Origin of the sequence: Saccharothrix deserti (genome assembly GCF_009769385.1) — a bacterium.
Taxonomy (GTDB): domain Bacteria; phylum Actinomycetota; class Actinomycetes; order Mycobacteriales; family Pseudonocardiaceae; genus Actinosynnema; species Actinosynnema deserti.
In genome coordinates, this window is the sequence record NZ_VKAB01000025.1 from 1 (window position 1) to 19,294 (window position 19,294).

Sequence of the window (19,294 nt, forward strand, 5' to 3'; positions counted from 1 at the left end):
CGGCGGTGGTCCGCAACCGCCTCAAACGGATGCAGTACCGCCCCGACCTGCTCGACGGGTTCATCGCACAAACCGGATTGATCACTACGCCACCATGACGTCACCCTGAACTGAAAAGGTCAGTAGCTTGTCGGTGTGGCCGAAGTGGGGGGGATCTCCGGTTGACCGCGCGCCCGCGGCGCCGTTCAGGCCGTGCGGCGGGCACTTCTCGTCGTCGTGGTGCGCGGTGATCAGGCGCGGGTCGCGCAGGTGCCACCGCCGACCCCGTGCAGGTGATCGAAGCCCGGTTGATCGAGCCCGATAGGCTCCCGGGCGTGACCGCCGCAGCCAGCTCGGACGCAGACCTCATCGCGGCGCACGCCGCGGGTGACCCTCATGCCTTCTCCGAGATCGTGCGCAGGCACCGAGATCGCATGTGGGCCGTCGCGCTGCGCACGCTGCGCGATCCCGAAGAGGCCGCGGACGCGCTGCAGGAGGCGTTCATCTCGGCCTTCCGCGCGGCGGCGAGCTTCCGGGCCGAGTCCCAGGTCACCACCTGGCTGCACCGAATAGTCGTGAACGCCTGCCTGGACCGGATGCGCAGGCGACAAACCAGGCCGACCGTGCCGCTGCCCGAGGCAGGCCCCGGCGAGCCGGTGGCTCCCCGTGACGCGATGGCCGAACGCGAGACCCGGCTGGTCGTCCAGGCCGCCCTCAACGAGCTGCCGGAAGAGCAGCGCGCCCCGATCATCCTGGTCGACGTGGAGGGCTACTCGGTCGCGGAAACGGCGCAGCTCCTGGGTATCGCGGAGGGCACCGTCAAGTCGCGGTGCGCCCGTGGACGGGCCAAGCTCGCCAAAGTTCTGGGTCACCTCCGGAACCAAAGTGCAGATGCGAACGTCCCAATGAACGATGTGCAGGTGCAACAGGGACGTCAGTTGGAGGAACGATGACCGGCAATGCGCGGCGTACCGGGCCGCCGTGGTCCGTCGACCTGCTGGCTGATCTGCACGCGGGGGTTCTGGACCCGCGGACCGAGGCCGAGCTGCGGCCACTGGTCGAGAACGATCCCGAGGCGCGGGAGATCCTGGCCGCCCTCGACGCGACGCTCGAAGACCTGCACAACCTGCCGCCGATCCCCATGCCGCGCCACGTGGCCGACCGGATCGACGCGGCGCTCGCCGAAGAGGCGCGCCCGACCGCACCCGTGATCGACTTCGCCCGGGCCAAGGCCCGCCGCAACAAGCGCCTCGGCTGGGGCGCGGGGTTGCTCGCGGCGGCCGCGGTCGCCGTCGGCGTCGCCGTGGTAGCGCTTCCACCGAGCACCACCGCAGGTCCCGACGGCGGTATCGCCAAGCCCGCCGAGACGACGTCGTCCCCGGTCACCGGCAGCGCCGCACCCGGCGACAGCGACCGGATGCCGGCGGTGCGCGACCAGAACTTCGGCCCGGTGTTCGGCGACGTGCTCAAGGCGCAGAACTACGGCCCGCTGGAGAACCAGGACAAGCTGGCCGACTGCCTGCGCGGCGCGAACATCGCGGCGGGCAAGCCGCTCGGTGTCAGCCCCATCACGCTGGACGACAAGCCGGCCGTGATGGCGATCCTGCCCGCGGGCGCGCCCGGCGCGTACCGGATCGTGGTGGTCGACCCCCAGACGTGCGGTCCGGACAACCCGGACGGCGTCCTGGCGAACAGCACGATCGAGCCGTGACCGACGCCGTACCCCACGCGGTAACCGCTACGTAGCCGAGCTCACTCGAATGGTGCGGAATTACCGCACCCTACGATCCGTTGTGCGAAGAGCCGGCCCGGGTGATCCCAGGCCGTGAGCGACTAACGGAGGTCGAGGGTGTCGGACGTTCGGAACCTGATCGTCGTGGGATCGGGGCCCGCCGGGTACACCGCGGGGGTCTACGCGGCGCGCGCCCAGCTCGAACCGCTGGTGTTCGAGGGCTCGCAGTACGGCGGCGCGCTGATGACCACGACCGAAGTCGAGAACTACCCCGGTTTCCGCGACGGCATCATGGGCCCCGACCTCATGGAGCAGATGCGGGAGCAGGCGAAGCGCTTCGGCGCCGAGCTGCGCGCGGAGGACGTCGAGGCGCTGGAGCTCGACGGCCCGGTGAAGTACGTCACGGCCAACGGGCAGCGGTACGCCGCCCGCGCGGTCGTGCTGGCCATGGGCGCGGCGGCGCGCTACCTGCACGTCCCCGGTGAGCAGGAGCTGCTGGGACGCGGCGTGTCGGCCTGCGCCACGTGCGACGGCTTCTTCTTCCGCGACCAGGACATCGCGGTGATCGGCGGCGGCGACTCGGCGATGGAGGAGGCGACGTTCCTCACCAAGTTCGCCCGCAGCGTCACGATCATCCACCGCCGCGAGGAGTTCCGCGCCTCCAAGATCATGCTGGAGCGCGCGCGGAACAACGAGAAGATCAAGTGGCTGCTGAACGCCGAGGTCGTCGAGGTGCTCGGCAAGAACTCGGTGTCCGGCGTGAAGACCCGCGACACGCGCACCGGTGAGGTGACCGAGCACCCGTTCACCGGGTTCTTCGTCGCCATCGGCCACGACCCGCGCAGTGAGCTGGTCAAGGGCCAGATCGAGCTGGACGGCGAGGGTTACGTCCAGGTCGTCGGCCGGACCACTCACACGAACGTGGACGGCGTGTTCGCCGCGGGCGACCTGGTCGACCACACCTACCGCCAGGCAATCACCGCCGCCGGGTCGGGCTGCGCCGCCGCGATCGACGCGGAGCGCTGGCTCGCCGAGCACGGGACCACGGAGGCCGCGGTCACCGCCGAGCACGTCGGCGGCGGCTACAGCGAGCCCGTCACCACCAGCTGAACCCGCTTCTTTTCTCACTAGGGAGAACACACATGGCAGGCTCCACCGTGGTCACGTCCGCTCAGACGTTCACCGACGACGTCCTGACCAGCGAAAAGCCGGTCCTGGTCGACTTCTGGGCGACGTGGTGCGGCCCGTGCAAGATGGTCGCCCCGGTGCTCGAGGAGATCGCCGCCGAGCACGCCGAGAAGATCACCGTCGCGAAGCTCGACATCGACGCGAACCCGTCGATCGCGCGTGACTACCAGATCATGTCGGTGCCGACCATGATCCTGTTCCAGGGTGGCCGCCCGGTGAAGCAGATCGTGGGCGCCAAGCCGAAGGCCGCACTGCTGAAGGACCTGTCCGACGTGCTCTGAGTGCAACCAACCGGGTGACCCGTCCGTCTTCCACAGAGACGGGCGGGTCACTCTTTTGTGGACGATTGACCACTGGTAGTAGCCCCGTCCCTGGCACCGGCTCGAGCAAGGCACAATAGGGCGTCAAGTTCAGCGTCGACGGGTGTCGGCGCCTTAGTGAGCGAGGGGTGCATGCTGCTACTCCGCCGCGGGGATTTCGGACCGGACGTCGCCGAGGTCAGGGCAACGCTGACGAAGCTCGGTCTGCTGTCCGATCCGCATCCGTCCCAGGTGTTCGACCTGCCGGTCGAGCACGCTGTGCGCGCGTTCCAGCAGCAGCGGGGTCTGATCACCGACGGTGTCGTCGGTCCCGCCACCTACCGGGCGCTGCGGGACGCGACCTACCGGCTCGGCGACCGCCCGCTGGCGTTCCTGATGGCACAGCCGGTGACCGGTGACGACGTGTCGGCGTTGCAGGAACGGCTGCTGGAGCTGGGTTACGACGCCGGCCGGGCCAACGGCGAGTTCGGTCAGCAGACCGAGCAGGCGTTGCGGAGCTTCCAGCGCGACTACGGCCTGATCGTGGACGGCATGTGCGGTCCCGACACGGTGCGCGCGCTGCGCCAGCTCCAGCCCAAGGTGCGCGGTGGCCGGCCGGTGTTCCTGCGCGAGCAGGAGCGGGTCCGCCGGGCCGGGCCGAGGCTGTCCGGGAAGCGCATCATCATCGACCCGGGTCACGGCGGTGACGATCGCGGTGTCGTGGTCGACGGCGTGGCCGAGGCCGACGTCATGCTCGACCTGGCCAGGCTGCTCGAGGGCAAGATGGCCGCCACCGGCATGGAAGCCCTGCTCACGCGCGGGCCGAACCACAACCCGGACGAGGGTGAGCGGGCGCGGTTCGCCAACGAGGCGGGCGCCGACCTGATCCTGTCGCTGCACGCCGACAGCAACTCGTCGCCGCTGGCGTCCGGTGTGGCGACGTTCCACTTCGGCACGGGCAACGGCACGTCGTCCACGGTCGGTGAGGCGCTGGCCGGGTTCATCCAGCGCGAGATCGTGGCGCGGACCGGGATGCTGGACTGCCGGACGCACCCGAAGACGTGGGACATGCTGCGGATGACCCGCTGCACGGCGGTCCGGGTCGAGGTCGGCTACCTGACCAACGCGGGCGACCGGCAGCGGCTGGCGAACCCGTCGTTCCGGGACGTGGTGGCCGAGGGCATCCTCGTCGCGGTGAAGCGGCTGTACCTGCTCGGCAAGGACGACCAGCCGACCGGCACGTTCACCATGGACGACCTGCTGCGACACGAGGTGGCCACCGGCAAGATCCGCTAGGCGATTCGTCCACTGGGCAAGATCGCGCTCAACGTGCTCCCTTGAGGTGGATTAGCGGCCTGATCAGGGCTTTTTGCCCCCACGGGGCGCTAGTTTTCGGCAAGGTGCCCGCGGAACACGGGTCCAGGTCGTTGGGCTGGTCGCTGGGTCGGCTCAGCAGGCCCCACCCTGGCCTTCCCGAGGGCAACTGGCACGCGTTCCTCCGCACCCAGCGCGCCTGACTCACCAGTCCGCCAGGACGTCGAGCACGTCGGCGACGGCGTCCTCGTCGTCCGCACGGTTCTGCGCGCGCAGGTCGAGCATGAGGTCGGTCAGCTCGTCGACCAGCCGCTCCGCCGGGATGCCCTCGGCCTGCCAGCCGTCGAGCAGTGTGCGAATCTTCTGGAAATCCCGCGATCCCTCGATGATCGCGAGTACCTTGCGCTGGATCTCCACCCCCATGTCCACAAGTCGATCTTATTGGCCGGCCGCCGCCGGCGAGGAGCACGATGGAGTTCTACCGCCTCGAACCAGAGGTAGCCGGTGCACTGGACGAAGGGACCGTCATCGACGCCGCGGCTCACCCGCCGCGCATCGAGGCGGTGCACTACGAGATCAGCGACTGGTCGGGTGATGACCTGATCGAGGCGTTCCCGGTGTACCTCGTCACCGACGACCTCGCCGACACGCTGGTCGACAGCGGCCTGGACGCGTTCCGCATCCGCCGCGCCACGGTGACCCTCTCCGAAGAGGCGCAGGAGATGCTGGAGGGCAAGGAGCTGCCGACCTTCCACTGGCTCGAGGTGACCGGCCAGGCCGGGGTGGACGACATCGGCGTCACCGACCAGGGGCAGCTCGTCGTCAGCGAGCAGGCGCTCGACCTCTTCCAGGGCGGCACGCTGGAGAGCTGCGAGATCGACCGCTTCTAGCACCGCCTCCCGACCGCTTCACGACCGCTTCCTGCCGGATCCGACCGGGCCTCAGCTCACGGGCATCTCCCACGGGATGCCCGGCAGCACGTGCCCGGTCTCCAGCAGCGACTTCAGGTTCGACAGCACCGCCGCCCAGCCGGCGGCCGCCTGCGCGCGCTCCGCGCCGTCGGCCAGGCCCTCGTGCGTCACGGTCAGCCGCACGATCTCGCCGTACGCCTCGATGCGGAACGTCACCGTGGACGTCACCGACGGCTCGGCCGGGTCCGCCCACGTGGTCACCAGGCGGCGCGGCGGGTCGGCCTCGACGACCTCGCCCACCACGTCGTCGACCTCCGACCCGTCCGCGCGCCGGTGCGCCCAGGTCGACCCCACCTGCCAGTCCGAGATGTTGCGATGACCCCAGTACTCGGCCGTCAGATCGGCGTCGGTGAGGGCCTCCCACACCCGCTCGGGCGTGCTCTCGATGTACGTCACGTACACGAACTCCGGCTTCACCGGTTCCTCCGCTCGTCGTTTCACGTCGCTGAGCACCCGCAACCGCGGCCGCTCGAACTTGTCGATCCACCGCTCCTGCACCTCGTGCAGCGGCACGGGGTTGAGGTAGTGCAACTTCTCCCGCCCCCGGCGGACGGTGCTGACCAGGTTCGCCGCCTCCAGCACGGCCAGGTGCTGGGTGACGGACTGCCTGGTCATGCCCAGTCGCGCGCACAGCTCGCCGAGCGTCTGCCCGCTCTCCTCGTGCAGCCGGTCGAGGAGGTAGCGGCGGGTCTCGTCGGCCAGGGCTTTGAACACCTTGTCCACGCCGCACGATATGCAGGCAATTACCTGCATGTCAACGCACGCCAAGAAACCCGCAGGTCAGAACGGGGTTTTACACGGGTCGGAAGCTGGGCTCCGCGGTCGACACGGTCACCGAGTTGAGCAGCCGCTCCAGCGCCGACTCCACGTCTTCCTTCCACGAAGACGCGCTGCGCAGCTCCAGCCGCAACCGCGGCCACCGGGGGTGGGGGCGCAACGTCTTGAAGCCCACCTGCAGGAGGAAGTCGGCCGGCGTGACGCAGCCCGGCCCGTCCTCGTCCGGCCTGGCGTCGCCGAACGCCTCGATCGCCTTCACGCCACGACGGGTGAGGTCCTTCGCCACCGTCTGCACCAGCACCCGGCCGAGGCCGCCGCCGCGGAACTCCGGCAGCACCTCCAGGCCCGTCATCAGCACCGCGTCGGGGCTGACCGGGGAGGTGGGGAACGCCAGTGACCTGGGCACGGCCGCCGGCGGGGCGTAGAAGACGGAACCGGCGGGAATGCCGTCGCAGTAGATGATCCGGCCGCAGGAACCCCATTCCAGCAGGACGCTGGAAACCCAGGCTTCCTTCTCGAACTCGGTGTCCCCGAACTCCTCGGCCTGGTCCTTCAGGTGCGGCGCGAGCTCCCAGAAGACACAGGTCCGGCTGTGCTTGGAGAGGTTCTCCAGGTTGTCCAAGGTGACGCCCACGACACGACGCGACACCCCGACCTCCAAGCCCCCGAATACATCCCCCACGAGGATAGGCGGATGTGACCCCCGCCCGGAAGGCAGATGCCACGAACGGGACGGCCGTTACACTCGGGCGGGAACAAACCCGCCGGTAACAGCCACCTACGGAGTTTCCCGTGAACCTACCCGGATTGCCCCCCAAGCAGGGAGCCAGAAGCCTCGACCCCCACCTGCGCCGGTACGCGGCGCGCACGGCGGGCATGACGGCATCGGAGATCCGGGCGCTCTTCGCGGTGGCGAGCAGGCCTGAGGTGGTGTCCCTGGCGGGAGGGATGCCCCACCTGGCGGCACTGCCACTGGAGTCGCTCAGCGCGGAGGTGGCCGACGTCATCGCCACCGAGGGCCTGGTCGCCCTCCAGTACGGCAGCGCGCACGGCGTGCCCGAGCTGCGTGAGCAGATCTGCGAAGTGATGGCGCTGGAGGGCATCAACGCCCACCCGGACGACGTGGTGGTGACCGTCGGCTCCCAGATGGGCCTCGACATGGTCACCCGGATCTTCTGCGACCCCGGTGACGTGGTGCTGGCCGAAGGCCCGTCGTACGTGGGCGCGCTCGGGTCGTTCGCCGCTTACCAGGCGCAGGTCGTGCACGTCGGCATGGACGCGGACGGCCTCATGCCGGACGCGTTGCGGGAAGCCGTCGCGGCCGTCCAACGCGCCGGGCAGCGGATCAAGTTCCTCTACACGATCCCGAACTTCCACAACCCGGCCGGCGTGACGCTCGCCGTCCAGCGCCGGGCCGAGGTCCTGGAGATCTGCCGCACGCACGGCATCCTCGTGGTCGAGGACAACCCGTACGGCCTGCTCGGCTTCGACGGCATCACCTACCCGGCGCTGCGGTCGACCGATCCGGACAACGTGGTGTACCTCGGTTCGTTCTCCAAGACGTTCGCGGCGGGCCTGCGGGTCGGCTGGGTGCTCGCGCCGCACGCGGTGCGGGAGAAGCTGGTGCTGGCCGCCGAGTCGGCCACGCTGTGCCCGCCGACGCTCAACCAGCTGATCGTGTCGCGCTACCTGACGACGCACGACTGGAAGGGCCAGATCAAGACCTACCGCGAGGCCTACCAGGAACGGCGTGACGCGGCGATCTCGTCGTTGGAACAGCACATGCCGGTTGGTTCCACGTGGAACAAGCCGAACGGCGGGTTCTACGTGTGGGTGACCGTCCCTGAGGGCGTCGACACCAAGGCGATGCTGCCGCGCGCCATCACCCAGCGCGTCGCGTACGCGTCGGGCACCGGCTTCTACGCCGACGGCCTCGGCAGCCGCCAGCTCCGCATCTCGTACTGCTACCCGACGCCCGAACGCATCCGCGAGGGCGTGCGGCGGCTCGCGAACGTCATCAAGGACGAGATCGAGCTGCACGAGACGTTCGGCCCCACGGTCGGCCGCGCGGTCTCCGGTCCGCACAGCCCATCGCCCGACACCGCTTGATCAGGAGTAGAGAGTTGTCGAACCGCTGGGTCGCAGTCCTGTCCGGGGGCCTTTCGCACGAGCGGGAGGTGTCCTTGCGATCCGGTCGCAGGTTGTCCGCCGCCCTCCGCTCGGCCGGCCTGGTCGTGGAGGAGTGGGATGCCGACGGCAACCTGCTCACCCGGCTCAAGGAGCACCGGCCGGACGCCGTCGTGGTGGCGCTGCACGGTGGCGAGGGCGAGAACGGGTCCGTGCAGACGATCCTGGAGCTGATGGACGTGCCGTTCGTCGGCACGGACTCGCGGGCGTGCCGCCGGGCCTGGGACAAGCCGACCTCCAAGGCGGAGCTGGCCCGTGCGGGTCTGACGACGCCGGAGTGGGCCGTGCTGCCGCACGCGACGTTCCGGGAGCTGGGCGCGCAGCCCGTGCTGGACGCGATGGTCGAACGGCTCGGGCTGCCGTTGATGCTCAAGCCGGACCAGGGTGGGTCGGCGTTGGGTGCCCGGGTGGTGCGTGACGCGGCCGACCTGCCGACCGCGATGGTCGGGTGTCTGGCGTACGGCGACACCGTGCTCGCCGAGCGGTACGTGGAGGGCGTCGAGGTGGCCGTGGCGGTGGTCGACGGTCCCGACGGGCCGTACGCCCTGCCGCCGGTGGAGATCGTGCCGGAGAACGGCGTCTACGACTACACCGCTCGGTACACCGCCGGGTTGACGGACTTCCACGCGCCGGCGCGGTTGGACGAGAAGGCGGCGCAGGCGGTCGGCGAGCTGGCGGTGTCGGCGCACCGGCTGTTGGGTCTGCGGGACGTGTCGCGGACCGACGCGATCGTGGCCGCCGACGGCACGGTGCACTTCCTCGAAGTGAACGTGTCGCCCGGTTTGACCGAGACCTCGCTCCTGCCGATGGCGGTCGAGGCGGCGGGGAAGTCGCTCGGCGAGATCTACGCGGGTCTGGTGGAGCGCGCCGTCGAGCGTTAGAGGTTCTCACTTTTACCTGACGGCCCGTGTCCGATTGGACACGGGCCGTCATCGTCACCGTGACATAAGGCCCCTGGGTGATCCCTTGCGGCCCGAACGAATCCCTTTTGTCCGTTTTTTCGCCGTGCCCGACGACCTACTCGGGAGACCGCGTTCGTTGCGCCGCTTCGGGCGACATGAGCTGAATAATGCGCTCCAAGTCGTCCACGGACCCGAACTCGACCACGATCCGCCCCTTCCGCTGGCCCAGTTCGACCTTCACCCGGGTGTCGAAGTTGTCGGACAACCGCTCCGCGAGCTCCTGCAGACCGGGCGCCTGCATCTGCTTGCGCCGCACCTGCTTCGCCTTGGCGGGCTCGGCGCTCTTGGCGAGCGTCACCGCCTCCTCGGTCGCGCGGACCGACATGCCCTCCGCGACGATCCGGGTTGCCAGCTCCTCCTGAACACCGGGGTCCTCGATCCCGAGCAACGCGCGGGCGTGGCCGGCGGACAGCACGCCCGCCGCGACCCGCCGCTGCACGGGCAGGGGGAGCTTCAGCAGCCGGATGGTGTTGGTGACGACCGGGCGGCTGCGGCCGATGCGGTCGGCCAGCTCCTCGTGCGTCACGCCGAACTCCTCCAGCAGCTGCTGGTAGGCCGACGCCTCTTCCAACGGGTTCAGCTGGACGCGGTGGATGTTCTCCAGCAGCGCGTCGCGCAGCATCACGTCGTCGGCGGTGTGCCGGACGATCGCCGGGATCGTCTTCAGGCCCGCGAGCTGGGTCGCCCGCCACCGCCGCTCGCCCATGACGAGTTCGTAGGTGTCCGCCCCGGTGGCGCGCACCACGATCGGCTGCATGAGCCCGAACTCGCGGATCGAGTGCTCCAGCTCGCGCAGCGCTTCCTCGTCGAAGACCTGCCGCGGCTGCTTCGGGTTGGTGCGGATCGCGGTGACCGGCAGCTCCTGGTACACCGCGCCGGCCACCTCCCCGGACACGTCGGGGTGCCCGGAAGAAGCAAGCGCAGGGGAGGACGACCCACCATTCGACAGAGACCGGAGCGTCGGCGCCCCCGGTGTGCCCGGCGGTGGGCCGCTCGGGATCAGGGCCGCGAGCCCGCGACCGAGGCCACCCTTGCGCTGTTCCGTCATGCCTGCCCCATCTCCGCGCCGAACTCGGCGATCTCCCGTGCCGCGTCGAGGTAGCTCATCGCGCCCCGTGAGCCGGGATCGTAGGTGAGCACCGTCTGAGCGAATCCTGGTGCCTCGGAGACCTTCACGCTGCGCGGGATCACCGTTTTGAGGACCGTGTCGCCGAAGTGGCCGCGCACCTCGCTGGTCACCTGGTCGGCCAGCTTCGTGCGGCCGTCGTACATGGTGAGCAGGATGGTGGACACGTTCAGCGTGGGGTTCAGGTGCGCCTGCACGAGTTCGATGTTGCGCAGCAGCTGCCCCAGACCCTCCAGCGCGTAGTACTCGCACTGGATCGGGATCAGCACCTCCTGCGCGGCGACCATCGCGTTGACGGTCAGCAGGCCGAGCGACGGCGGGCAGTCGATGAACACGTAGTCCGGCTTGATCGGGTCCAGCGCCTCGGGGCTCAGCGCCTCCTTCAGCCGGGACTCGCGGGCCACCATCGAGACCAGTTCGATCTCGGCGCCCGCGAGGTCGATCGTGGCGGGCACGCAGTAGAGGTTGGGGGACTGGTTGCTGACCTGAGCCGCCTCGGTGACGGACAGCTCACCGATCAGCACCTCGTACACGGACGGTGTGCCGGAGCGGTGTTCGACGGCCAACGCGGTGCTCGCGTTGCCCTGCGGGTCGAGGTCGATGACGAGGACCTTGAGCCCGTGGATCGCGAGGGCGGCGGCCAGGTTCACCGTGCTCGTGGTCTTGCCGACGCCACCCTTCTGGTTGGCGACCACCATGACCCGGCGACGGTCCGGACGGGGGAGTTGGAGGGAGTCGGGGTGCAGGACGCGGGTGGCGCGTGCCGCTTCTTCCGCGATGGGGGTCCACACGGTGCTGTCTCCTGCCGGTTCCACGTTGTTAGCCAAGTCTGCGTTGCCTACCGGGCGGAGCACTTCGCCCGCGCCCACCACACCTTCGGGTTCGGTTTCACGTGGAACACCGGCCGCTCGGAACACCGGTTGCAAGGGGTCGGGGTACACGTTCACCGATCCTTCCTTTTGCGACGCGCGCCTTCACGGCGGCTCGCCTGCTCGTCGCGCTCCAGGAGCACGACCGTCGTCGGCAGTTCGAGTACATCGCCACCGCAGGTGATGACGCGTGGCCGGACTCCTCCGGCCCTGCGCACCGCCTCGGCGTCGCGTTCCAGCTCTTCCGCTGCGCTCTCGCCCTTGAGAGCCACCAGACGTCCACCGGGCCTCAGCAGCGGTAGGCACCACCGCGTCAGCCGCTCCAGCGGAGCCACCGCGCGGGCCGTCACGACGTCGCTGCCGGACAGCTGGTCGCGCACCGGCCCCTCCTCGGCTCGTCCGCGGATCACGGTGATTTTGAGGTCGAGTGCTTCGACGCACTCGTTCAGCCACGCCACCCGACGTGCCATCGGTTCGAGGAGCGTGAGGTTGAGATCCGGCCGTGCGATCGCCAGGGGGATGCCCGGCAGGCCCGCGCCTGAGCCTACGTCTACGACGCGTGAACCTTCGGGAAGCAACTCCGCGACGACGGCCGAATTGAGGATGTGACGATCCCAGAGCCGGTCGACCTCACGCGGACCGATGAGCCCGCGTTCGACACCGTGCTCGGTGAGCAGTGCCGTGAAGGCGACCGCCTTGTCGTAGTGGTCACCGAAGACCCTCTTCGCGCGGTCTTCCACCTCTGCGGCCATGGCTCCGTCCGGGACGTTTCACGTGAAACCACACACGACGCCGGCGAGGGGCCGGTGTGGGCGATGGGGTTGGGCGACTCGTCAGGAGCGGCGAGGCCCCGCGAGATGTGCCGGTGCCCACTATGACGGATCACCCCGGCGACACGCCAAATCGAAGTGACGAGATCTACGGCGTTTCACGTGAAACTTGCGATCCGACCGTCCTTGGGCAACGAGCGGAGGAGTTCGAGCGCGTAGTCGACCGACTCGACGTGGTCGAGGTGCGGTACCTCGTCGAGCGGGAACCACGCCGCCTGGTCCGTGCTGCCGTCCACTTCGAAGGTGAGTTCGCCGCCGACGATGTGCGCCTCGTACATGATCCGGATGCGGTGGTAGTCGACCTCGACGCCGTCGTGAACCATCGGGCCGGAGAAGTTCTGGATGCCGAGCAGGCGGTCGACCTCGGCGCGGTAGCCCGTCTCCTCGAACACCTCGCGGACGACCGCGTCGTACGGATCCTCGCCGTGGTCGAGCCCGCCGCCGGGCAGGATCCACATCGGCCGGCCCGGATTCTGCAACCGGGAGAGGAGCAGCCGACCGTCCTCGATGATCACGGCGTAGGCGGCGACTCGGAGGTTCCGGATGATCTCAGTCATGCCGCGACCGTTTCACGTGAAACACGGCGAGGGGAAGGGGTTGCGATGTACGCGATCAGACCTGGGGTGCTCAGCACGATGGGACACCCGCACGACCTCCGGCACGTCAGCGATCTGGCGACTGCCGGAGTGGACGTGATCGTGTGCGCGCTGACCGAGACGGAGTTGGCGGAGCTGGATCTCACCGGCGAGGCGGAGACGGCGCGGGACGCAGGCATGGCGTTCCACTGGGTGCCGATCCCGGACTTCGGCGTGCCCGCCGCCGCGCTGGAGTTGGACGCCGTGGTGGAGGACATGCGCGCGGGTCGGCACGTCCTGGTGCACTGCTGGGGTGGGATCGGTCGGTCGTCGTTGGTGGCCGGTGCGCTGTTGGTGATGGACGGCGCGTCACCCGAGGCGGCGTGGCAGGCGATCGGCGAGGCGCGCAAGCGGGACGTGCCGGAGACCGACGAGCAGCGGGCGTGGCTGACCACGTTCGCGCAGGCTCGGTTCTGGGACGCCCAGGCGGCGGCGTTCGACGAGGAACCCGACCACGGGCTGCGCGACCCGGACGTCCGGCGGGCGTGGGCCGAGCTGCTCCTGCCGTTGCTGCCGCCGACGCCGGCGTCCGTGGTCGACCTCGGGTGCGGCACCGGCAGCCTCACCGCGTTGCTCACCGAGGCCGGGTACGAGGTGCGCGGGCTCGACCTGTCCGAGCGGATGGTCGCCGCCGCACGGGCCAAGGTCGCCGGGGTCGAGTTCCGCCAGGGCGACGCCGCACGCCCGCCGTACCCGCCGGGGTCGTTCGACGTGGTGCTGGCGCGGCACGTGCTGTGGGCGTTGCCCGACCCGGCCGCCGCGCTCGACCGGTGGCGCGCCCTGCTCAAGCCGGGCGGTCGCCTGGTGCTGGTCGAGGGTCGCTGGTCCACCGGCGCCGGGCTCACCGCCGCCGAGTGCGTGGCGCTGCTGGGCGGGGGAGAGGTACGCCCGCTGACCGACCCGCTGTTGTGGGGCCGCGAGATCGACGACGAGCGCTACCTCGTCGTCAGCGGGTAGAGGTCGGCCGGTGAAAAGCGACGGCCCCGGCTCCCATCAGGGAACCGGGGCCGTCGAGGCAAACCCGCTCAGGGCTTGGGCAGCACCACCACGCGGCGCTGCGGCTCCTCGCCCTCGCTCTCGCTGTGCACGCCCGCCACACCCGCGACGGCGTCGTGCACGACCTTCCGCTCGAACGGCGTCATCGGGTGCAGCCGCACCTTCTCACCGGTCGCCAGCACCTTCTCCGCCGTCGTCCGGCCGAGGTCGGCCAGTTCGGCACGCCGTCCGGCGCGCCACCCGGCGACGTCCAGCATGAGCCGGCTGCGCACACCGGTCTCCTGCTGCACGGCGAGCCGGGTCAGCTCCTGCAACGACTCCAGGACCGTGCCGCGGGGGCCGACCAGCTTCTCCAGGTCGTCACCGCCGTCGATGCTCACGATGGCCCGACCCGCCTCGACGTCGAGGTCGATGTCGCCGTCGTAGTCGAGGAGGTCCAACAGCCGCTCGAGGTAGTCCCCGGCGATGTCGCCCTCCTGGACGAGCAGGTCCTCCGAACTCCCCGACCGCGCCGGCGGGGCCTGGTCGGCCTCCGGTGCGTCCACGTCGGCCGCCTGCAACGTCTCCGACACGATGTCTCCTCTCCAGGGTCAACGACGCTTCTTGTTGCCCTGCTTCTTGCCAGGGGATCGGTCTGGGCTCAGACCGGGAATCTCGGTGGACGGCTTCGCGGTCTCGGCGGACTCGCTCACGTCCTGGTCCTGCGCCGGATTGGCGGCAGCGGGCTTCGCGGCGGCGGGCTGCGTGCCCGCGGGCTTGCGCGCCTGCGGCTTCTGACCGGGCCTCGGCTTGACGGCGGGCTTCACGCCCGGCTTCGGCGCGAGCGCCTGGCGCTGCGTGGTCGCCTCGACCTTCTTCTGCTCTTCCTCGCGGTCGATGCGGTGGTACACGACGTACTGCTGCCCCAACGTCCACGCGTTGTTGCTCAGCCAGTACAGCAGGATCGCGACGGGGAAGAACAGACCACCGACGAGAACACCCACCGGGAAGATGTAGAGCGTCAGCTTGTTCATGATCGCGGTCTGCGGGTTGTCCGCCGCGGCCTGCGTCTGCCGGGCCACCGAGTGGCGCGCGGTGAAGTGCGTCGCGATCGAGGCGACGATCATCAACGGGATCGAGACCAGCAGCACCGCGTTGCGGCTCGTGGCGAACTGCGCGAGCTCGTTGGCGGGCATCGTGATGAACGTCGACAGGTTCGCGCCGAACAGCTTGGCGTTGACGAACGACTCCACGCCCTGCGCGTCGAAGAAGTAGACCTCGCCCCAGCCGGGCCTGAACGAGCGCAGCACGTGGAACAGGCCGATGAACACCGGGATCTGCACCAGCATCGGCAGGCAGCCGCCCAGCGGGTTGACGCCGTGCTCCGACTGGAGCTTCTGCATCTCCTGCGCCTGGCGCTGCTTGTCGTTCCCGTACTTCTTCTTGATCTTCTGGAGCTCGGGGGCGAACTCCTGCATCTTGCGCATCGAGCGGACCTGGCCGACGAACGGCTTGAACAGGATCGCGCGCAGCGTGAAGACGAGGAACACCACGGCCAAGGCCCACGCGAACCCGCTCGACTCGCCGAAGATGTGGCCGAACACCCAGTGCCAACACCACAGGATGAAGGACACCGGGTAGTAGATGAAGTTGAGCACTAGCTACTCCTCGGCAGGAAGGTCGGGGACCGCGTTTCGCCTCGGCGGAACCGGGTCCAGGCCACCAGGGTGCCAGGGTCCGCAGCGGCCCAGCCGGCGGAGGGTCAGCCAGGAACCGCGCAGCGCACCGTGGACGGTCAACGCTTCCACCGCGTACGCACTGCAACTCGGGTGGAAACGGCAGGTCGGGGGTAGCGCCGGTGAGATGAACTTCCGGTAGAAGCGCACCGGTAGCAGCAGAGCCCGGACGACAGGGCTCACCTGGACGGTCGTCATCGCAGCACCTTGTGCAGCGCCGCATCGAGGTCACGGCCGAGCTCGGCGCTGTCCGCATCGGCTGACGGTGCCAACGCGCGCACGACCAGCGAAGTTCCGGGCGGCAGCGCGTCGAGCCGGTCCCGCACCAGGTGCCGCAGCTTGCGGCTGACCCGGTGCCGGACCACGGAGTTGCCCACGGCCTTGCTCACGACGAAGCCCACCTTGGACTGGTCCAAGGTGGGCTGCGCCGAGGTACGTGGCTCCGCCGAGGCGCCATCGGGTGCCGCCGAGGTACGCGGCTCCACCGGTGTCAGGACGTGCACCACCAGCCGGGACCGGCCGGCCCGGCGGCCTCGGCGGACCACCAGGCCGAAGTCCTGGCTGCGGGTCAGCCGATTGGCCGCGGGTAGCACGGCGCTGCGGCGATCAGGCGGACAGTTCTTTGCGACCCTTGCCACGGCGCGCGGCCAGGATGGCGCGACCGGCACGGGTGCGCATGCGCAGCCGGAACCCGTGCGTCTTGGCGCGGCGGCGGTTGTTGGGCTGGAAGGTGCGCTTACCCTTGCTCACGGTCGGACTCCCGGTGCTTAACTGCCAAGCAGGTCTGTGGTTGTCCCCAGCGAACAAGCCTTAGGCGCGCGAAAAGCACCCCACGCAAGCGGGAGACGGTTACGAGGGTACGCAGCCGGCGGGACGAGCTCCAAATCGGGGTCGCACCCGGGCGCGCGACACGATCTCCGGCCCACGTAAAAGGCTTGCGGGGCGGTACGCCTTGTGGCAAGGCCCGCACCTTGTTAGCGTGCTGCCTTCGCGGGTAGGTGCGGGCCGGGCCCAGAGGGGGCAGAGCCGCCGCCACGCGGGACCGCAGGTGCTCGGAAGCAACGGGGGGATCCGCTGCGCGCCGAGGCGCGTTCGTGCACAGTTGTGGATAACTCTGTGGATGCCTCTATTCTCCGTGTCCACGTCGTGGAAGTTCCCCGGGGGACTGACCGCGGAGCCGTCACCGAGGGGAGGGGAGCGCGGAGGTGTCCGACCACCAGGCCGATCTGGGTCTCGTGTGGGAGCAGGTCGTGCAGGAGCTAGCTGCCAGCACGTTGTCTCCCCAACAGCGCGCTTGGATGCGCGTGACCCGACCCATCGGGCTGCTCGACGGGACCGCGCTGCTCGCCGCGCCGAGTGACTTCGCGAAGGAAGCCATCGAGCGCGCGCTGCGCGAGCCCATCACCGCGGCTCTGTCCCGTCGACTGGGGCGTCCCGTCTCGCTGGCCGTGAAGGTCGACTCGCCCGACCCCGTGACCGCGCCCATCCCGGTGCCGGGGGCCGTGCCGATGCCGGGTCCCGTGCCGATCGCGCCGGGGCCGGTGTCCCTCAACGGCGGGCACGCGGTCGAGGTGGAGACCGAGGGCGACACCGACGGTGAGGGCGAGGAGGTCGACGAGGAGGGCGAAGCGCTCGCCGCGGTGACTGAGATCTGGCCCACGTTCGGCGGTGGCAACGCCGCGCCGAGCGGCACCCCGTACACGCGGCCCGCGAACCCCGTCGCCTCGCAGACCAGGCTGAACGAGAAGTACAACTTCGACACGTTCGTGATCGGCGCGTCCAACCGCTTCGCGCACGCCGCCGCGGTGGCGGTCGCCGAAGCGCCGGCCCGTGCGTACAACCCCCTGTTCATCTGGGGTGAGTCCGGGCTCGGCAAGACGCACCTGCTGCACGCGGTCGGGCACTACGCGCAGCGGCTGTTCCCCGGGATGCGCGTGCGGTACGTGTCGACCGAGGAGTTCACCAACGACTTCATCAACTCCCTGCGTGACGACCGGAAGGTCGCGTTCCAGCGCCGGTACCGGGACATCGACGTGCTGCTGGTCGACGACATCCAGTTCCTGGAGGGCAAGGAAGGCACGCAGGAGGAGTTCTTCCACACGTTCAACACGCTGCACAACGCGAACAAGCAGATCGTGGTCTCGTCCGACCGGCCGCCCAAGCGGTTGGAGACGCTGGAGGACCGGCTGCGGACGCGGTTCGAGTGGGGCCTGATCACGGACATCCAGCCGCCCGAGCTGGAGACCCGGATCGCCATCCTGCGGAAGAAGGCGGCGCAGGACAGGCTCGCGGCGCCCGCCGAGGTGCTGGAGTTCATCGCGGCGCGGATCGAGCGGAACATCCGCGAGCTCGAAGGAGCCCTGATCCGCGTGACGGCGTTCGCGTCGTTGAACCGGCAGCCGGTCGACGTGCAGCTGGCCGAGATAGTGCTCCGCGACCTCATCCCGGACTCGCACGCGCCGGAGATCACCGCGCCGACGATCATGGCGGTCACGGCGGAGTTCTTCAGCGTGTCCATAGACGATCTGTGCGGGCCCGGTAAGACGAAGGTGCTGGCCCAGGCGAGGCAGATCTCGATGTACCTGTGCCGCGAGCTGACCGACCTCTCGCTGCCGAAGATCGGCCAGACGTTCGGCGGCCGTGACCACACGACGGTCATGCACGCGGACAAGAAGATCCGCAAGGAGATGGCCGAGCGCCGCCGGGTCTACGAGCAGGTGCAGGAACTGACGTCGCGCATCAAGCAACGCGCCCGCCACACCCCCTGACCAGCCCGCAAACGCTTGCGCCCACGCCGAGACCGCAGCCGGATCGCGCAGCGAGATCGGGTTCGACGGGCGCGGGGCCGTTTGTCCGCAGGCGCGCCCTGACCGCTCGGCGATGTCGGTCCGTTCCGGCAGGATAAAAGCAGGGGTCCCCCCTGGGCGGGGGACGCCTGCGGAGCAACCACCGCGTCCGCGCCCGAACCCGAACCCGGCTGCCGCGAACCGGCGAACGGCGACACTCGAACCCCGTCCCACGCCGCCGCCCACTCGCCCGCTGCCCAAGCCGCGGCACGCCATCCGCTCGCAGCCGCCCGCTCGCAGCTATCCGCTCGCCAGCCGCCAACCGCCGCACCCAGCACCGGGCACACCGGCCACCGAGCCCGCCGGCCGTCGGCCGTCGGCCGTCGGCGCCACCCATTGCCCGCCGGCCGTCAGTGCACACCGGCTGTCAGCTGTCAGCACCCAGCGACCTCCCACTTGCCGTCGGCGCACCCCATAGCCGGCCCCATCGCCGGCGCCGGCCGCGCCGCTCGCCGATCGCCACCGGCCGTCCCGCTCGCCGCCGCGCCGACGGGACGGATCTGGCCCACCGTGTCCCCGGGTGGCGCCGTCGCACCCGGGGACACGGCGAACCGCACCCGGGTGCGGTCGCGATCGAACGCCGGCTCGCCGACGGCGCCCGGGTGCGACACCCGCGGCGGGGTCCGGGGACGGACCTGCGGGGCGTTGAAACCCGGGTGCGGCGGCGGGACCAGTGGGGGTCATTTCAGGTCACCCGTGTGGGTTACCTCCGCCCCACGTGGGCCGCGTCGAGGGGCTTCGCGATGGGGCTCAAGGGTCCAACCGCACGCGGGGACGCAGGTGAACGACCGGCTACGAGTTGTCCACAGCCCCAGAAAAGTGCCCCGTCAGGGGAGATTCGGGCCACGATCACCCTGTGCAGCACCCG

Annotated in this window: 22 protein-coding genes; 10 read left to right on the top strand and 12 right to left on the bottom strand. The window is 69.8% G+C overall.

What is annotated here, in order from left to right:
- Positions 1-314: 314 nt before the first annotated feature.
- From sigM to FM051_RS33280, 5 genes are all read left to right on the top strand, one after another.
- Positions 315-932, top strand: coding sequence for an RNA polymerase sigma factor SigM (gene sigM / locus FM051_RS33260; protein ID WP_158850414.1), 618 nt, complete (start codon positions 315-317; stop codon positions 930-932).
- On the top strand, positions 929-1,690 hold the full coding sequence (locus FM051_RS33265; protein ID WP_158850416.1) for a hypothetical protein: 762 nt from the start codon (positions 929-931) through the stop codon (positions 1,688-1,690). The genes sigM and FM051_RS33265 overlap by 4 nt, the downstream gene beginning before the upstream one ends.
- Before the next feature lie 138 nt (positions 1,691-1,828).
- Positions 1,829-2,821, top strand: coding sequence for a thioredoxin-disulfide reductase (gene trxB, locus FM051_RS33270; RefSeq protein WP_158850418.1), 993 nt, complete (start codon positions 1,829-1,831; stop codon positions 2,819-2,821).
- Positions 2,822-2,853: 32 nt separating this feature from the next.
- Positions 2,854-3,180 (top strand): thioredoxin, encoded by a 327-nt coding sequence (trxA, locus tag FM051_RS33275; RefSeq protein ID WP_158850420.1) that lies wholly within the window; start codon positions 2,854-2,856, stop codon positions 3,178-3,180.
- 171 nt (positions 3,181-3,351) lie between these two features.
- Complete coding sequence (locus tag FM051_RS33280) at positions 3,352-4,494, top strand: N-acetylmuramoyl-L-alanine amidase (protein WP_158850422.1); 1,143 nt, start codon at positions 3,352-3,354, stop codon at positions 4,492-4,494.
- Positions 4,495-4,716: 222 nt separating this feature from the next.
- Here the strand turns inward: FM051_RS33280 and FM051_RS33285 are convergent, their stop codons facing one another.
- Positions 4,717-4,941, bottom strand: coding sequence for a hypothetical protein (locus FM051_RS33285; RefSeq protein ID WP_158850424.1), 225 nt, complete (start codon positions 4,939-4,941; stop codon positions 4,717-4,719).
- A gap of 41 nt (positions 4,942-4,982) precedes the next feature.
- On the opposite strand from FM051_RS33285, the gene FM051_RS33290 reads away from it, so the two are divergent.
- Positions 4,983-5,402 carry a hypothetical protein gene (locus FM051_RS33290; RefSeq protein WP_158850426.1) on the top strand — a complete coding sequence of 140 codons (420 nt, stop codon included), beginning with the start codon at positions 4,983-4,985 and terminating at the stop codon, positions 5,400-5,402.
- 51 nt (positions 5,403-5,453) lie between these two features.
- Here the strand turns inward: FM051_RS33290 and FM051_RS33295 are convergent, their stop codons facing one another.
- Complete coding sequence (locus FM051_RS33295; RefSeq protein ID WP_158850428.1) at positions 5,454-6,206, bottom strand: ArsR/SmtB family transcription factor; 753 nt, start codon at positions 6,204-6,206, stop codon at positions 5,454-5,456.
- Positions 6,207-6,276: 70 nt separating this feature from the next.
- The gene (locus FM051_RS33300; RefSeq protein WP_158850430.1) at positions 6,277-6,909 is read right to left on the bottom strand and encodes a GNAT family N-acetyltransferase; all 633 of its coding nucleotides are present in this window, start codon (positions 6,907-6,909) and stop codon (positions 6,277-6,279) included.
- Positions 6,910-7,052: 143 nt separating this feature from the next.
- On the opposite strand from FM051_RS33300, the gene FM051_RS33305 reads away from it, so the two are divergent.
- Positions 7,053-8,369 (top strand): aminotransferase-like domain-containing protein, encoded by a 1,317-nt coding sequence (locus tag FM051_RS33305; RefSeq protein WP_158850432.1) that lies wholly within the window; start codon positions 7,053-7,055, stop codon positions 8,367-8,369.
- Between the two features lie 14 nt (positions 8,370-8,383).
- Positions 8,384-9,328: a D-alanine--D-alanine ligase family protein gene (locus tag FM051_RS33310; protein ID WP_158850434.1), complete on the top strand. Its 945-nt coding sequence runs from the start codon at positions 8,384-8,386 to the stop codon at positions 9,326-9,328.
- Positions 9,329-9,464: 136 nt separating this feature from the next.
- Here the strand turns inward: FM051_RS33310 and FM051_RS33315 are convergent, their stop codons facing one another.
- From FM051_RS33315 to FM051_RS33330, 4 genes are all read right to left on the bottom strand, one after another.
- A complete protein-coding gene (locus tag FM051_RS33315) occupies positions 9,465-10,457 on the bottom strand; it encodes a ParB/RepB/Spo0J family partition protein (protein ID WP_158850435.1) in 993 nt (330 codons plus the stop codon).
- Positions 10,454-11,362, bottom strand: coding sequence for a ParA family protein (locus FM051_RS33320; protein WP_158850436.1), 909 nt, complete (start codon positions 11,360-11,362; stop codon positions 10,454-10,456). The genes FM051_RS33315 and FM051_RS33320 overlap by 4 nt, the downstream gene beginning before the upstream one ends.
- A 116-nt stretch (positions 11,363-11,478) precedes the next feature.
- On the bottom strand, positions 11,479-12,156 hold the full coding sequence (gene rsmG, locus FM051_RS33325) for a 16S rRNA (guanine(527)-N(7))-methyltransferase RsmG (protein ID WP_158850437.1): 678 nt from the start codon (positions 12,154-12,156) through the stop codon (positions 11,479-11,481).
- 176 nt (positions 12,157-12,332) lie between these two features.
- Positions 12,333-12,791 carry an NUDIX domain-containing protein gene (locus tag FM051_RS33330; RefSeq protein ID WP_158850438.1) on the bottom strand — a complete coding sequence of 153 codons (459 nt, stop codon included), beginning with the start codon at positions 12,789-12,791 and terminating at the stop codon, positions 12,333-12,335.
- A 45-nt stretch (positions 12,792-12,836) separates the two neighbouring features.
- Between FM051_RS33330 and FM051_RS33335 the strand changes: the two genes are divergently transcribed.
- Entirely contained in the window at positions 12,837-13,826 is a 990-nt protein-coding gene (locus tag FM051_RS33335; RefSeq protein ID WP_158850439.1) for a methyltransferase domain-containing protein, read from the top strand.
- Between the two features lie 68 nt (positions 13,827-13,894).
- On the opposite strand, the gene FM051_RS33340 is transcribed toward FM051_RS33335, so the two are convergent.
- The 5 genes from FM051_RS33340 to rpmH are packed head-to-tail and all read right to left on the bottom strand — an operon-like array spanning position 13,895 to position 16,330.
- Entirely contained in the window at positions 13,895-14,437 is a 543-nt protein-coding gene (locus tag FM051_RS33340) for a Jag family protein (RefSeq protein WP_158850440.1), read from the bottom strand.
- Positions 14,438-14,455: 18 nt separating this feature from the next.
- Positions 14,456-15,502, bottom strand: coding sequence for a membrane protein insertase YidC (gene yidC, locus FM051_RS33345; protein WP_158850441.1), 1,047 nt, complete (start codon positions 15,500-15,502; stop codon positions 14,456-14,458).
- Between the two features lie 3 nt (positions 15,503-15,505).
- Positions 15,506-15,778, bottom strand: a complete 273-nt coding sequence (gene yidD / locus FM051_RS33350) for a membrane protein insertion efficiency factor YidD (RefSeq protein WP_053714550.1) — start codon at positions 15,776-15,778, stop codon at positions 15,506-15,508.
- A complete protein-coding gene (gene rnpA, locus FM051_RS33355; protein WP_158850442.1) occupies positions 15,775-16,173 on the bottom strand; it encodes a ribonuclease P protein component in 399 nt (132 codons plus the stop codon). The genes yidD and rnpA overlap by 4 nt, the downstream gene beginning before the upstream one ends.
- 13 nt (positions 16,174-16,186) lie before the next feature.
- Positions 16,187-16,330, bottom strand: a complete 144-nt coding sequence (rpmH, locus tag FM051_RS33360; RefSeq protein WP_081915316.1) for a 50S ribosomal protein L34 — start codon at positions 16,328-16,330, stop codon at positions 16,187-16,189.
- Between the two features lie 455 nt (positions 16,331-16,785).
- Between rpmH and dnaA the strand changes: the two genes are divergently transcribed.
- On the top strand, positions 16,786-18,348 hold the full coding sequence (dnaA, locus tag FM051_RS33365; RefSeq protein WP_158850444.1) for a chromosomal replication initiator protein DnaA: 1,563 nt from the start codon (positions 16,786-16,788) through the stop codon (positions 18,346-18,348).
- The last annotated feature ends 946 nt before the right edge of the window (positions 18,349-19,294 follow it).

Bases quoted from the DNA above. Each gene is read 5' to 3' on its own strand.
- FM051_RS33265 (WP_158850416.1), top strand. From the start codon at position 929: ATGACCGGCAATGCGCGGCGTACCGGGCCGCCGTGGTCCGTCGACCTG.
- trxA (WP_158850420.1), top strand. From the start codon at position 2,854: ATGGCAGGCTCCACCGTGGTCACGTCCGCTCAGACGTTCACCGACGAC.
- FM051_RS33280 (WP_158850422.1), top strand. From the start codon at position 3,352: ATGCTGCTACTCCGCCGCGGGGATTTCGGACCGGACGTCGCCGAGGTC.
- FM051_RS33290 (WP_158850426.1), top strand. From the start codon at position 4,983: ATGGAGTTCTACCGCCTCGAACCAGAGGTAGCCGGTGCACTGGACGAA.
- FM051_RS33315 (WP_158850435.1), bottom strand. From the start codon at position 10,457: ATGACGGAACAGCGCAAGGGTGGCCTCGGTCGCGGGCTCGCGGCCCTG.
- rsmG (WP_158850437.1), bottom strand. From the start codon at position 12,156: ATGGCCGCAGAGGTGGAAGACCGCGCGAAGAGGGTCTTCGGTGACCAC.
- FM051_RS33330 (WP_158850438.1), bottom strand. From the start codon at position 12,791: ATGACTGAGATCATCCGGAACCTCCGAGTCGCCGCCTACGCCGTGATC.
- FM051_RS33335 (WP_158850439.1), top strand. From the start codon at position 12,837: ATGTACGCGATCAGACCTGGGGTGCTCAGCACGATGGGACACCCGCAC.
- yidD (WP_053714550.1), bottom strand. From the start codon at position 15,778: ATGACGACCGTCCAGGTGAGCCCTGTCGTCCGGGCTCTGCTGCTACCG.